Below are 12558 nucleotides of genomic sequence, written 5' to 3' on the forward strand. Positions count from 1 at the left end.
GCTGTCGAACAGCCGAATTTAGCGATTAAGGAGTGTTGGGGTGTCGAGTACTGATGATGAGCAGCTGGCCGAGTTCAAGGACTGGTGGCAGCGTAACGGCAAGCCCCTGGTTACCGGCGGCCTGCTGGCTTTAGTGGTGGTGTTCGGCTGGCAAGCCTGGCACAAGTATCAGGCCAACCAGTCCCAAGGCGCCTCGATCCTCTATCAGCAATTGCTGGAAAGCACGCTGACGCCGAGCGGCAAGCCCGATCCTGCGCAAGTGGCAGACCTGGCCGGCAAGCTCAAGAGCGAATTTGGCGGTAGCACCTACGCCCAATACGGTAGCCTGTTCGTCGCGAAAGTCGCGGTCGACACCGGCAAGCTGGATGACGCCGTCGCCGAACTGAAGGCCATCGCCGACAAGCCGACCAACCCGACCCTGGGTGAAATCGCACGTCAGCGCCTGGCTCAGGTATTGGCGGCACAGAACAAGGCCGACGAAGCACTCAAACTGCTCGACGGCGACGCTGACAAGGCATTTGTAGCCACTCGCGAAGAGCTCAAGGGTGACCTGTTGGTCCAATTGGGTCGTACCGACGAAGCCAATGCTGCGTACAAAAAAGCCAAGGCGGCGCTGTCTGATGAAGCGGCGGTCGGTGGCTTACAAATCAAGCTCGACGACTTGGCCAAAGGGGATGCGTGACGTGATCCGTTGGAAACATGCAGCATTGCTGGCTCTGGCCGTTCTGGCCGCGGGTTGCAGCAGCAACAGTAAAAAAGAACTGCCTCCGGCCGAGCTGACCAGCTTCAAGGAAGAAGTGGTCCTGCAAAAGCAGTGGAGCCGCTCCATCGGTGACGGTCAGGGCGAAACCTACAACATGTTGGTACCGGCAATCGACGGTGACAACATTGTGGCCGCTGACGTGACCGGCGTGGTGATCTCCATGGATCGCATGAACGGCGACGTGAAGTGGAAGAAAGACCTCGAACTGCCTGTATCCGGCGCCGTCGGCGTGGGTTACGGCATGGTCATGCTCGGCACGCTCAAGGGCGAAGTCGTGGCGCTGGACTCCAGCACCGGTGAAGAGAAATGGCGCGCTCGCGTGACCAGTGAAGTTCTCGCACCGCCTGCCACCAACGGCGACATCGTCGTGGTGCAAACCCAGGACGACCGTGTAATCGGCCTCGACGCCAGCACTGGCGCCCAGCGCTGGTTGTACGACAGCACCCCTGCGGTGCTGACCCTGCGCGGTACCAGTGGTCCGGTTGTGACCAATAATCTGGCCGTTGCGGGCCTGTCGACCGGTAAAGTGGTCGCCCTGAATACCCAGAACGGCGTGCCGATCTGGGAAACGCGTGTGGCGATCCCGCAAGGTCGTTCGGAACTGGATCGTGTCGTCGACATCGACGGTGGCTTGCTGCTGTCCGGCGAAACCCTCTACGTCGCTACCTACCAGGGCCGTGTCGCGGCACTGGACCTGCAAAGCGGCCGCGTCAACTGGCAGCGTGATGCTTCCAGCTACGCCGGTGTCGCCCAAGGGTTTGGCAGCGTCTACGTAAGCCTGTCGTCCGGCACCGTTGAAAGTGTCGACGAACGTTCCACCACTGCGCTGTGGAGCAACGACTCTCTGGCCCGCCGTCAACTGTCGGCACCGGAAGTGTTCTCCAGCTACGTAGTGGTAGGCGACTTCGAAGGCTACCTGCACCTGCTGAGCCAGGTAGACGGTCGCTTTGTGGGTCGCGAGCGCATCGACAGCGACGGCCTGCGTGCGCGTCCGCTGGTCGTGGGTAACATGCTTTATGTGTTTGGCAACAGCGGCAAGCTGGAAGCCCTGACCATCAAGTAAAGGTTTGACTATGCTTGGGGTTACCCCCAGGCGGCCCTGCTTCATTGCTTAATGTAGGAGCGAGCTTGCTCGCGAAGGACGTCAACGCTCACGCGGGTTTCTGGATAAACGCGGCGTCCTCAGGTTTTTCGCGAGCAAGCTCGCTCCTACAGGAACCAGTGTCGGGCAGGGTATGTGGCATTTCAAATGCCGCCCCGAGCACCAGCCGCTGCCTTGCAGCGGCTTTTGTATTTTCTGAAATAACGAAGTGGAGAGCCGCATGGTTCCCGTAATCGCCCTGGTGGGCCGACCTAACGTCGGCAAGTCCACCTTGTTCAACCGCCTGACCAGGACTCGCGACGCCATTGTCGGCGACTTGTCCGGTCTGACCCGTGATCGCCAATACGGTGAGGCAAAGTGGCAAGGGCGCTCCTACATTATTGTCGACACCGGTGGTATCTCCGGTGACGAGCATGGCATGGACGAAAAGATGGCCGAGCAGTCGCTGCTGGCCATTGAAGAAGCCGATGTCGTGTTGTTCCTGGTGGACGCCCGCGCGGGCTACACCGCTGCCGACCAGATGATCGGCGAGCACCTGCGCAAGCGCAACAAGCGTTCCTACGTGGTCGCCAACAAGATCGACAACATCGATCCTGAAATGGCCCGTGCCGAATTCAGCCCGATGGGCCTGGGCGACGCGATCCCGATCGCCGGTGCCCACGGTCGCGGCATCACCCAGATGTTGGAAATCGCCCTGCGCGACTTCCCTAAGGATGACGCCGAGGAAGAAGAGGGCGAAGAAGAGGTCGTCGCCGAAGGTGAGGAAGCCAAGCGCATTCCGGGCCCGAGCGAAAAAGACGGTATCAAGATCGCCATCATCGGCCGTCCCAACGTCGGCAAGTCGACCCTGGTCAACCGTATGCTCGGTGAAGACCGGGTCATCGTGTATGACCAGCCCGGCACTACTCGCGACAGTATCTACATCCCGTTCGAGCGTAACGACGAGAAGTACACGCTGATCGACACCGCCGGTGTGCGCAAGCGCGGCAAGATCCACGAGGAAGTTGAAAAGTTCTCCGTGGTGAAAACCCTGCAGGCGATCAAAGACGCCAACGTGGTGATCTTCGTGATGGACGCCCGCGAAGGCGTGGTGGACCACGACCTCAACCTGCTGGGCTTCGCCCTCGAGGCTGGTCGGGCGCTGGTGATCGCGATCAACAAGTGGGACGGCATGACGCCGAGCGAGCGCGATTTCGTCAAGATCGAACTGCAGCGTCGTCTGTTCTTCGTCGAGTTCGCCGATATCCACTTTATCTCGGCACTGCACGGTACCGGCGTGGGCAACCTCTACGCGTCCGTACAGAACTCGTTCAAGTCCGCGGTCACCCGCTGGCCGACCAACCGTCTGACTCAGATCCTCGAAGACGCGGTCGGCGAGCACGCACCGCCGATGGTCAACAACCGCCGGATCAAACTGCGTTACGCCCACTTGGGTGGTGCCAACCCGCCGATTATCGTGATCCACGGTAACCAGATCGAGAAGGTGCCTAAATCCTACGTGCGTTACCTGGAAAACACCTACCGCCGTGTCTTGAAGCTGGTCGGTACGCCGATCCGCATCGAGTTCAAGGGTGGCGAGAACCCATACGAAGGCAACAAGAACACACTGACTGACCGTCAGGTGAACAAGAAGCGTCGTTTGATGACTCACCACAAGAAGGCCGACAAGAAGCGCCGCGACAAGCGCTGATTCCGACCTCGCAAAAAGGGCTCTTTACGGGCCCTTTTTTGTGCGCGGTGGTTTGCGCCTTGACCCGATGCAGTTGGCAGCTTAAAACTTGGGGTTCACCTGCAGGGGCCTCCGATGATCAACAGCAAGCTGCCAAATGTCGGCACGACCATTTTCACCACCATGTCGCAACTCGCTGCCGAAACCGGCGCGCTCAACCTGTCCCAGGGCTTCCCTGACTTCAATGGCCCGCAGGGTTTGCTCGATGCCGTGGGCAAGCATGTCGCCAGCGGCCATAACCAATACGCACCGATGACCGGCCTGCCAGCCCTGCGCCAGCAAGTGGCGGCCAAGATCGCGCGCAGCTATGGCGCCACGGTCAGCCCCGACAGCGAAGTGACGATCACGCCCGGAGCCACGGCGGCGATCTTCTGCGCGATCCAGGCGGTGATCCGCAGCGGCGATGAGGTCATCGTGTTCGACCCGTGCTACGACAGCTATGAGCCTTCGGTCGAGTTGGCCGGCGGTCGCTGCGTGCATGTGCAACTGAACCTGGAAAACTTCAGCCTCGACTTTGAAAAGATCCAGGCGGCGTTGTCTGCGCGCACGCGCATGATCATCCTGAACACGCCGCATAACCCCACCGGCGCACTGATCAGCCGTGCCGAGCTGGACCTGTTGGCGGCCTTGATCCGCGACCGCGATATTTACCTGGTCAGCGATGAGGTCTACGAACATCTGGTGTTTGACGGTGTGCCTCATGTCAGCGTGCTGGCCCACGAAGAACTGTATCAACGTGCGTTCGTGGTCAGTTCCTTCGGCAAGACCTATCACGTCACCGGCTGGAAAACCGGCTACGTGGTCGCGCCACCGGCACTGACCGTCGAATTGCGCAAGGTGCATCAATATGTCAACTTCTGCGGCGTGACCCCGCTGCAGTACGCGTTGGCAGACTTCATGGCCGAACACCCGGAACACGTCGAAGAACTGCCGGCCTTTTACCAGGCCAAGCGCGACCTGTTCTGCGACCTGTTGACGCCGTCGCGTTTCAGCTTTACCCGGGTCACCGGTACTTACTTCCAACTGGTGGATTATTCAGCGATTCGCCCAGACCTGGATGACGTCGCCATGTCGTTGTGGATGACCCGCGAGCATGGCGTAGCGACGATCCCGGTTTCGGTGTTCTACCAGCATCCACCCCAAGGCCAGCGCCTGGTGCGCCTGTGCTTTGCCAAACGCGAGGAGACGCTGCAACAAGCAGCTGAGAAACTATGCGTGATCTGAATGCACTACCCGACCTGAACGTCGCCCTGGTCCAGACCAGCCTGGCCTGGCACAACCGCCAGGCCAACTTCGATCACTTCGAACTGTTGCTGGAACAGGCCCGTGGCGCTGACCTGATCATCCTGCCGGAGATGTTCACCACCGGTTTCTCCATGGACTCGGCCACCCAGGCCGAACCGGAAAATGGCCCGACCCATCGCTGGCTCCAGAGCCAGGCGGCGAAGTACAACGCGGTGATCACCGGCAGTGTGATCATCCAGGCCGCCGACGGCAGCCACCGCAACCGCCTGTTATGGGCGCGGCCGGATGGCGAGGTGCTGCATTACGATAAGCGCCACCTGTTCCGCATGGCCGGCGAGCACAATCACTACACGCCCGGCGAGCGCCAGGTGCTGTTCGAGATAAAGGGCTGGCGTATTCGCCCATTGATTTGCTACGACCTGCGCTTTCCGGTGTGGAGTCGTGACGCCCAGGATACCGACCTGCTGCTGTACACGGCCAACTGGCCGGGGGCGCGACGCCAGCATTGGAACCGGTTGTTGCCGGCGCGGGCGATCGAGAACCTGTGTTATGTGGCGGCGGTGAATCGGGTGGGTACCGACGGCAAAGGCTTCGCTTATACCGGGGATAGCCAGGTGCTGGACTTCCAGGGTGAGAGCCTGTTGAGTGCGGGGGAGGCGGACGGGGTGTTTACGGTGTGCCTCAAAGCGGATGAATTGGCGGCTTACCGCAGCAAATTTCCGGCGAACCTGGATGCCGATACTTTTCAGTTTGTCTGACAGACCGCTATCGCGGGCAAGCCCACTCCCACATTCGAGCCGAACACGGTCAAAATGTGGGAGTGGGCTTGCCCGCGATGAGGCCCCAACAGACCACACACATCCAAAGCCCAACAAAAAAGGCCCCTGAGTTCTCACCCAGGGGCCTTTTGCATGTCAGCGCTCGGTTGTTTACGCCGCTTTTGCTTCCAAATGGCTCAACGAGCGGTTCAGGGCGCTGAATACCGCCTTGAAGCTGGCCGTGGTGAAGTTTTCATCAATGCCCACGCCATGCACCGGACGCTCACCGTTCACTCGCAGCTCGATGTAGGCCGCAGCCTTGGCGTTGGTGCCGGCACCGATCGCGTGTTCGTTGTAGTCCATGATTTCCACGCCAATCGGCAGGCTGGCGACCAGGGCTTCGAGCGCGCCGTTGCCCTTGCCGTGCCAGCGCAGGTTGGTTTCGCCCTGGCCTTTGCCCGAGACTTCCACTTCCACGGTGCTGTTACCGTTTTCTTCCTGCAGACGATGGCTGACCAGCGCGTAGGGCGTGTTGGCTTGCAGGTATTCACGCTGCAACAGCGCGTGAATCTGCGAAGCGCTCATCTCCAGGCCCACGCGGTCGGTTTCGGCCTGAACCACTTGGCTGAACTCGATCTGCATGCGACGCGGCAAGCTGATGCCGTATTCCTGCTCCAGCAGGTAGGCGATGCCGCCTTTGCCCGACTGGCTGTTCACCCGGATCACCGCCTCGTAGCTGCGGCCGATGTCGGCCGGGTCGATCGGCAAGTACGGCACTTCCCACAGGGCGTCGGGTTTCTGCTGGGCGAAGCCCTTGCGGATTGCGTCCTGGTGGGAGCCGGAGAATGCGGTGTGTACCAGGTCGCCGACATACGGGTGACGTGGATGCACCTGGATCTGGTTGCATTCCTCGACCACTTTGCGCACGCCATCGATGTCGGAGAAGTCCAGCTCAGGGTTCACGCCCTGGGTGTAGAGGTTCAACGCCACGTTGACCAGGTCGACGTTACCGGTACGCTCGCCGTTGCCGAACAGGCAGCCTTCGACACGGTCGGCGCCGGCCATCAGGCCCAATTCGGTGGCGGCTACACCGGTGCCACGGTCGTTGTGGGTGTGCAGGCTGATGATCACGCTGTCACGACGGTTGACATGACGACCGAACCACTCGATCTGGTCGGCATAGATGTTCGGCGTGGCGCATTCAACGGTGGCCGGCAGGTTGAGGATCATCTTGTGCTCGGGCGTCGGGTTCCACACCTCGATCACTGCGTCACACACTTCCTTGGCGAATTCCAGCTCGGTGGCGCTGAAGGTCTCTGGCGAGTATTCGAACGTCCACTGGGTTTCCGGCTGCTGGGCGGCGTATTTGACGAACAGCTTGGCCGCGTTGACCGCGATGGCCTTGATCCCGTCCTTGTCCTGGTTGAACACGATGCGACGGAAGGACGGCGAGGTAGCGTTGTACAGGTGGACGATGGCTTTTTTCGCGCCGCGCAGGGATTCGAAGGTGCGCTCGATCAAGTCTTCACGGCCCTGGGTCAGCACCTGGATGGTGGTGTCCTCGGGGATGTGGTTGCCTTCGATCAGGGTGCGGACGAAGTCGAAGTCGGTTTGCGAAGCGGCCGGGAACGAGGCTTCGATTTCCTTCACGCCGACGGCGACCAGGGTCTTCCAGAAGCGCAGTTTTTTCACTGCATCCATCGGTTCGATCAGCGACTGGTTGCCATCACGCAGGTCGGAGCTGCACCAGATCGGCGCGGTGGTGATGGTTTTCGACGGCCAGGTGCGGTCCGGAATATCGATGGTCGGAAACGCGCGGTACTTCGAAGACGGGTCTTTGAGCATGCTCATCGGGAAATCCTTTGGTGGAGGGGCCGAAAAAGGGCGGCCTGCCGGAAAACTGTTATGGGGTATAAAACAAGGGACGAGGCAGATCGATTCAGCCTGGCAGTCGTGCGCTGACAAGGCACAGACTGCGGTGCTGGCGGAGCAAAATGAGTGTGTGAGAGGTTTTCATAAGTTCAACCCTAACCGCCGGGGTGAAAGATGGCAAGTAGTCCAGAAAAATTGAGATAAGTTCTTCTGTGGGCGTAGGAAACGAGATTTTATGCTTGGTAAATAGTCTGAGGCTGGTTTTAATTGCGCAGCCTCTATCGGCTGCGCAATCGAGTCGGTCAAGGTTGAAATGCGCCGATAAAGATCGCGGGATCCACCCGTGCATCGTTCAGGCTGACATTCCAGTGCATATGCGGCCCGGTCGCGCGACCCGTCGCGCCGACCTTGCCCACCACCGCGCCGCGTGCCAGTTGCTGGCCCGCACTGACATCGATCTTCGACATATGGCAGAACATGCTGATAAAGCCCTGGCCGTGGTCGACGAACACGGTGTTGCCGTTGAAGAAGTAGTTGCCGGTCAGGATCACCTTGCCCGCCGCCGGGGTCTTGATCGGTGTGCCGGCGGGGACGGCGAAATCCAGGCCTGAATGCGGATTGCGTTCTTCGCCGTTGAAGAAGCGACGCACGCCGAACTTGCTCGACAGTGGGCCGTTGACCGGTTTGTCCAGCAGCAGGTTGCTTGGCAGGTTAGGGCTGAAACGGCGGTAAGCCTTGATCTGCACCGCCAGCTCGGCCTCGATGCGTTTGAGTTGCGCCGGCGCGGGGTTGACCTGGCTTTTGTTCTTCAGGGTGATGCGCTGTTCCGGGTACTGCTTGTAGCCGACGATAAACGGCAGGTTGCGCCCGCCGCTGCTGATGCGTTCGTTGCCCGGTTTGACCGTCAACGGAATGCCGACAATCGCCAGCCAGTTGGCCTGCTCCTTGACCACCAGGACCGGCTTGCCCTGGTAGGTGGCTTTCGGCGCGGCCGCCGCGGGGCCCAGGTCGACGACGGCCACACCGCCGGGCACCGGCTTGTTCAAGGCCCGGATGATGAAGCTGTCGGCGTGGGCGTTGACGGTCAGGCACAGCAGCATCAACAGGCTGAAAAAACGTGGCATCGATCAATCCAATAACGAAAGGGTGACGGGTGTCAGGTGGTTGTCTTCCACCCGCACTTGCAATTGGCCTTCACCGAGGCGCGCAGTCAGGCGCTGGCCGGTGTGGGTCTGCGCGGCATTGCGAATCGCCTGGCCGCGCTCGTCGAGCAGGATGCTGTAGCCGCGGCCGAGAGTCGCCAGCGGGCTGACCACTTGCAGCGTCTGCACCTGGCTTTGCAGTTGCAGGCGGCGCGCCTTGAGGCCTTCGCGCATGGCGCGGGGCAGGCGTTCGGCGAGGCTGTCCAGGCGTTGGCGCAGCAAGGCCAGTTGGCGCCCGGGGTGTTGGCCGGCGAGGCGGGTTTCCAGGCGGATCAAGCGTTCGCGGCGGGTATTGAGGCTGCGTTCGAAGGCGCGGCGCAGGCGCATGTCCAGGTCGTCCAGGCGCTGGGCCTGTTGGCGCAGACGTTCGCCGGGGTGGCGCAGGCGGCGGGCCATGCCTTCGAGGCGCAGGCGGTCGTGGCTTAGCCGGTTGCGCATCAGCATCACCAAGCGGCGGTGCAGGCTGTCGACCTGGCGCACCAGGTTGCTGGCGTCCGGAGCCAGCAGTTCTGCGGCGGCAGACGGTGTCGGCGCGCGCACGTCGGCGACAAAGTCGCTGATCGACACATCAGTCTCATGGCCGATGGCGCTGACGATCGGCGTCACGCACGCATCCACCGCGCGGGCCAAGGCTTCTTCGTTGAAGCACCAGAGGTCTTCCAGCGAGCCGCCGCCACGGGCCAGGATCAATGCGTCGAAGCCACGCGCATCGGCCAGCTTCAGCGCACGCACGATCTGCGCCACCGCTTCGCGACCTTGTACGGCCGTGGGGATCAAGGTGAGCTGCACCTGCGGCGCGCGGCGGCGGAACACGCTGATGATGTCGCGGATCACCGCGCCGGTCGGCGAGCTGATAATGCCGATGCGCTGCGGATGGGCCGGCAACGCCACCTTGCGGTCGGCGCTGAACAGGCCTTCGGCGCTGAGTTTTTCCTTCAGCGCATCGAAGGCCAGGCGCAGCGCGCCATCGCCGGCGGGCTCGACGGTGTCGAGGATCAGTTGATAGTCGCCACGGCCCTCGAACAGCGAGACCTTGCCGCGCACTTTCACCGCCAGGCCGTCCTTCAAGGCCTGGCGCACCCGCGCGGCGTTTTGCCGGAACAGCGCGCAACGCACTTGGGCGCCGCTGTCCTTGAGGGTGAAGTACACATGGCCGGACGCCGGGCGGGCGAGGTTGGAGATCTCGCCTTCGACCCAGATATTGGTGAACACGTCTTCCAGCAACACCCGCGCACGGCCGTTGAGTTGGCTGACAGTCAGGACCTCGCGGTCCAGGCCCAGGCGGGCGAACGGATCTTTAATCATGGAGAGGGATCTTTAATCATGGGCGGCAGTTTATAGGCATTCGCGCAAGGTTTGGCAGAATTGCTCCACCAACGCGCTCGGTGTGTGCGGGCAGGCCAGGGCCACGGTACTCAGGCAGTCCGGGTCGGCCAGGGGTAAAAAATGCACGGCGGCCGGGGCGATGTCCTGCATCGATTTTGGTAACAAGGCAATACCGAAGCCGGCCTGGATCAACTGCAACTGCGTGGTCTTGCGCGACATGACCCGTGCGGCCTTGGGGAAAAATCCGGCACGCATGCACAACTCGGCCGACAGATAGCTCAGCCCGCCGCGCTGGGGGTGGGGGACCGAGATAAACGCTTCGTCCTTGAGTTGGGCCAATTCGACCGGTGCCTGGCAGCGGGCTAGCGCGTGGTTCGGCGGTACGGCCAGCAGTAACTGCTCACTGTATAAAGGCAGCACACGCACGCCTTCGCGCTGGCGTAGCACCGGCAGGCGCAGTAGGCCGACGTCCAGGCGACCGTCGGCAATTTCTTCGAGTTGGGCTTCGGAGGACAGTTTGGCGATATCCATCGATACGCCGGGGCAGCGCTCCAGCCAGGTGCTGATGCCGCGCAGCAGCGCGCCGCTCATCGGCACGGTGCTCGAATGGCTCAAGCGCAGGGTGCCGACCTGGCCGTTACCCACTTGCGTCGCCATCTCGCTGGCCTTGTGCAGTTCACTCAGCAGGTTGCGCGCCCGCGGGTAGAAGGCTTCACCGGCGGCGGTCAGCCGAGGCTGGCGCGCGGTGCGTTCGAACAATGGCGTGTGCAGTTGGTTTTCCAGTTCTTTGATCTGCCGGCTCAGGGCCGATTGCGCGACAAACAGGCGCTCGGCGGCGGCGCTGAAGCTGCCGCTGTCGGCGATTTCGACGAAGTAGCGCAGTTGGCGGGTGGAAATCACACGTCATGCCTTTTCGAGATGGGTGGAGGGCTTTGAAGATATTAGTCGCAACTCTCACCGATGGCTAAAGTGATGGACATCTCTTTCAAGGAATTACCCATGAGCCCGGTTGAGCTGATGAGTCAGTGGTCGTTTGGCGGTACAGATTGGCTGGTGATCGGCCTGGGCGTTGCCGTGGCCTATATCGTGTTTGGCATCGCCGGGTTCGGTACGGCGCTGGTGGCGGGGCCGATCCTGCTTATGTTCATGCCGCTGTCGAAGATCATCCCGCTGCTGGTGTTGCTGGATTTTATCGCGGCCTTCGGCAACCTGCTGCAATCGCGACGGGATGTGAACAAGCCGGAGCTGTTGCGACTGCTGCCGTGCATGGCGATCGGTTGCACCCTGGGCGTGGTGTTTTTGCTCAACCTGCATTCGGATCTGTTGCTGTTGTTGATGGGGCTGTTTATCAGCGCCTACGCGATTTACACCTTGGCGGTGAAGGCCCGGCCGGCGCAACTGGCGGCGGGCTGGGCGGTTCCCATGGGCACCGTCGGCGGTTTGTTCGGTGCGTTGTTCGGCAGTGGCGGCTTTCTATATGCGATCTACTTGAGCAGTCGTTTGCCCAAGGACGCTGCGCGCGCCACGCAAAGCGCGTTGATCAGTTGCAGCACCGTGGTGCGCCTGAGTCTGTTCCTGATCGCCGGGGTGTATGCCGACATGCCGCTGTTGCTGCTGGCGGTTTGCCTGCTGCCGGCGATGGCCCTGGGGTTGTGGTGTGGGCGGCGGCTGACGTTGCGCATGTCCCGTGAGGCGTTTGTGCGATTGGTCACGTGGCTGGTGCTGGCCAGTGGCATTGCCTTGATTGGGCGGTACCTGAGTACTTGACCTGTGTCGGGCAGGGATTAAGCTGCCTGCCTTCAGGGCTTCTTCGCGAGCAAGTCCGCTCCCACAGTCGATCGCATTGCAAGGTGGGAGCCGGGCTTGCCCGCGACGGCGCCAGACGTCATACCGCAGGGCTCCCATGAATTCCCAAAGCATCCTTGTCCCGAAAATCTCCACCTTGCCCGTCCACGAACCCCGTGCCCGGGCGATCGTGCGCTGGCTGGTGCGCAAGAACATCATCAAGGAAGAGCTGACCACCTGCGGGCGCACCGGCAACCGCATGGCCTACGCCCTGGCCGACGGCGCCCGCGCCGTGGTGCTGCACCCGGATGCGCTGCCGTTCAACGAACCCGTCAATGGCCTGGAAATCATCTACAAGCGTTGCATCTATACACCGGCCAAGGGTTTTCTCGAAGAAGCCGGCTGCCCGGAATGCCTCAAGGAAATCGGCGAGGCGCTGTTCGACAGCCTGGAAGAGTGGATGCCCGGCCACACCGACAACTTCACCTGCCCGCTGTGTGGGCATGAGGATGACATCAACGGTTTTCTGTTCCTGCAGGAATGTGGGTTTTCCAACCTCGGATTCATCTTCAACAACTGGGCGGAGGCGGGGTTCAAGCAGAGCTTTATCGACGAATTTGCCGATTGGTTGGACCAGAAGATCAGTTGGGTCAAAGTCGAGTTGTAGGCTGCAAGCTCAACCCTTTGTAGGAGCGAGCTTGCTCGCGAAAACCGTCAACGATAATCCGGGTAGTCTGGTTGAACGCGGTGTCTTGGTGTTCTTCGCGAGCAAGCTC

Annotated in this window: 11 protein-coding genes; 7 read left to right on the top strand and 4 right to left on the bottom strand. The window is 61.3% G+C overall.

Annotated features, from left to right (window positions below; genetic code table 11):
- The first annotated feature begins 40 nt into the window (after positions 1-40).
- From ACVWZP_RS26290 to ACVWZP_RS26310, 5 genes are all read left to right on the top strand, one after another.
- Positions 41-682, top strand: coding sequence for a YfgM family protein (locus ACVWZP_RS26290; RefSeq protein ID WP_046382180.1), 642 nt, complete (start codon positions 41-43; stop codon positions 680-682).
- Positions 675-1826, top strand: coding sequence for an outer membrane protein assembly factor BamB (gene bamB / locus ACVWZP_RS26295; RefSeq protein WP_104904504.1), 1152 nt, complete (start codon positions 675-677; stop codon positions 1824-1826). The genes ACVWZP_RS26290 and bamB overlap by 8 nt, the downstream gene beginning before the upstream one ends.
- A 259-nt stretch (positions 1827-2085) precedes the next feature.
- A complete protein-coding gene (der, locus tag ACVWZP_RS26300) occupies positions 2086-3555 on the top strand; it encodes a ribosome biogenesis GTPase Der (RefSeq protein WP_017846171.1) in 1470 nt (489 codons plus the stop codon).
- Between the two features lie 114 nt (positions 3556-3669).
- On the top strand, positions 3670-4818 hold the full coding sequence (locus tag ACVWZP_RS26305; RefSeq protein ID WP_057004578.1) for a pyridoxal phosphate-dependent aminotransferase: 1149 nt from the start codon (positions 3670-3672) through the stop codon (positions 4816-4818).
- Positions 4806-5597 carry an amidohydrolase gene (locus ACVWZP_RS26310; protein WP_457370259.1) on the top strand — a complete coding sequence of 264 codons (792 nt, stop codon included), beginning with the start codon at positions 4806-4808 and terminating at the stop codon, positions 5595-5597. Before ACVWZP_RS26305 ends, ACVWZP_RS26310 begins: the two co-directional genes overlap by 13 nt.
- A 171-nt stretch (positions 5598-5768) precedes the next feature.
- On the opposite strand, the gene leuA is transcribed toward ACVWZP_RS26310, so the two are convergent.
- The 4 genes from leuA to ACVWZP_RS26330 all read right to left on the bottom strand — a co-directional run bounded on the left by leuA (position 5769) and on the right by ACVWZP_RS26330 (position 10897).
- Positions 5769-7448: a 2-isopropylmalate synthase gene (gene leuA, locus ACVWZP_RS26315; protein WP_057004577.1), complete on the bottom strand. Its 1680-nt coding sequence runs from the start codon at positions 7446-7448 to the stop codon at positions 5769-5771.
- A 323-nt stretch (positions 7449-7771) separates the two neighbouring features.
- Positions 7772-8593, bottom strand: coding sequence for a M23 family metallopeptidase (locus tag ACVWZP_RS26320; protein ID WP_017846167.1), 822 nt, complete (start codon positions 8591-8593; stop codon positions 7772-7774).
- Positions 8594-8596: 3 nt separating this feature from the next.
- On the bottom strand, positions 8597-9976 hold the full coding sequence (gene xseA, locus ACVWZP_RS26325) for an exodeoxyribonuclease VII large subunit (RefSeq protein WP_457370260.1): 1380 nt from the start codon (positions 9974-9976) through the stop codon (positions 8597-8599).
- 30 nt (positions 9977-10006) lie between these two features.
- On the bottom strand, positions 10007-10897 hold the full coding sequence (locus tag ACVWZP_RS26330; RefSeq protein ID WP_457370261.1) for a LysR family transcriptional regulator: 891 nt from the start codon (positions 10895-10897) through the stop codon (positions 10007-10009).
- A 99-nt stretch (positions 10898-10996) separates the two neighbouring features.
- Here ACVWZP_RS26330 and ACVWZP_RS26335 point away from each other — a divergent pair, with 99 nt between their 5' ends.
- Together ACVWZP_RS26335 and ACVWZP_RS26340 are read left to right on the top strand one after the other, a co-directional pair.
- Positions 10997-11764 carry a sulfite exporter TauE/SafE family protein gene (locus ACVWZP_RS26335; protein WP_046382185.1) on the top strand — a complete coding sequence of 256 codons (768 nt, stop codon included), beginning with the start codon at positions 10997-10999 and terminating at the stop codon, positions 11762-11764.
- A 136-nt stretch (positions 11765-11900) separates the two neighbouring features.
- Positions 11901-12449 (top strand): hypothetical protein, encoded by a 549-nt coding sequence (locus tag ACVWZP_RS26340; protein WP_017846163.1) that lies wholly within the window; start codon positions 11901-11903, stop codon positions 12447-12449.
- The last annotated feature ends 109 nt before the right edge of the window (positions 12450-12558 follow it).

It is taken from the genome of Pseudomonas sp. TE36184 (genome assembly GCF_054060055.1).

Coding starts and splice junctions, on each gene's coding strand:
- leuA (WP_057004577.1), bottom strand. CDS start 7,448: ATGAGCATGCTCAAAGACCCGTCTTCGAAGTACCGCGCGTTTCCGACC.
- der (WP_017846171.1), top strand. CDS start 2,086: ATGGTTCCCGTAATCGCCCTGGTGGGCCGACCTAACGTCGGCAAGTCC.
- ACVWZP_RS26335 (WP_046382185.1), top strand. CDS start 10,997: ATGAGCCCGGTTGAGCTGATGAGTCAGTGGTCGTTTGGCGGTACAGAT.
- ACVWZP_RS26310 (WP_457370259.1), top strand. CDS start 4,806: ATGCGTGATCTGAATGCACTACCCGACCTGAACGTCGCCCTGGTCCAG.
- xseA (WP_457370260.1), bottom strand. CDS start 9,976: ATGATTAAAGATCCGTTCGCCCGCCTGGGCCTGGACCGCGAGGTCCTG.
- ACVWZP_RS26340 (WP_017846163.1), top strand. CDS start 11,901: ATGAATTCCCAAAGCATCCTTGTCCCGAAAATCTCCACCTTGCCCGTC.
- ACVWZP_RS26320 (WP_017846167.1), bottom strand. CDS start 8,593: ATGCCACGTTTTTTCAGCCTGTTGATGCTGCTGTGCCTGACCGTCAAC.
- ACVWZP_RS26305 (WP_057004578.1), top strand. CDS start 3,670: ATGATCAACAGCAAGCTGCCAAATGTCGGCACGACCATTTTCACCACC.
- bamB (WP_104904504.1), top strand. CDS start 675: ATGCGTGACGTGATCCGTTGGAAACATGCAGCATTGCTGGCTCTGGCC.